Source organism: Collimonas silvisoli (genome assembly GCF_018305005.1).
In the GTDB taxonomy this organism is placed as follows: domain Bacteria; phylum Pseudomonadota; class Gammaproteobacteria; order Burkholderiales; family Burkholderiaceae_D; genus Collimonas; species Collimonas silvisoli.
This window is the reverse complement of record NZ_JAGQEG010000226.1, coordinates 1-818: the sequence shown is the minus strand read 5'-3', so window position 1 is coordinate 818 and position 818 is coordinate 1. Positions and strand designations below refer to the sequence as shown.

Annotated in this window: 1 protein-coding gene; it reads left to right on the top strand. The window is 60.6% G+C overall.

What is annotated here, in order from left to right; translation table 11 throughout:
* The coding region (locus KHU33_RS26140; protein WP_211468475.1) for a hemagglutinin repeat-containing protein at nt 1-818 on the top strand (818 nt) is incomplete at both ends.

Sequence of the window (818 nt, the reverse complement as noted above, 5' to 3'; positions counted from 1 at the left end):
GACACCACGGAACAAAACAGCAAGACCCACACCCAGCAAAGCGGCTTGTCGCTGGGCGTCAGCAGCCCGATCATCAGCGCCTTGCAGTCGATCGAGCAGATGGGCGACGCCTCCAAGAAGACGAACGATTCGCGCATGAAACTGTTGGCAGGCGCGGCTGCCGCCATGACTGCCAAAGCGGCGGCTGATGCGGCGGCGAACCCGAGCGTGACTGTCAGTCTGACCATCGGCGCCAGCAAGAGCGACAGCCAAAGCAAGCAAACCAGCAGCACCGCAGTAGGTTCTTCGGTAGCGGCCGGCGGCAACCTTGCCATTAGTGCTACGGGAGCCACTGGGGCCGATAAGGACAGCAACGTCAATATACTCGGCAGCAATATCAGCGCCGGCAAAGACGCCAGCATCAAGGCCGATGGCGACATCAATCTGCAAGCGACCCAAAGCACCAGCGACCAGCACAGCACCAGTTCGTCGAGCAGTGCGGCGGTCGGGATCGCCGCCACCTATGGTTCAAACGGCCTGGCGTTCGGCGTCACCGCCAACGCCTCCGGTAGCCGCGGCAAGGCCGATGGTAACGACGTTACCCAAAACAACAGCCATGTTGTGGCGGGTAATACCCTGACTTTGGAATCCGGTCACGACACCAATATCAGAGGCGGCGTCGCCAGCGCACGGCAAGTGATTGCCGATGTCGGCAGCTCGGGCCAAGGCAATCTCAACATCGAGTCCCTGCAAGACACCAGCAACTACCAAAGCAAGGATCAAAGCATAGGCGGCAGCGTCACCATCGGCTACGGCTTTGCCGCCAGCGCCAACTACAA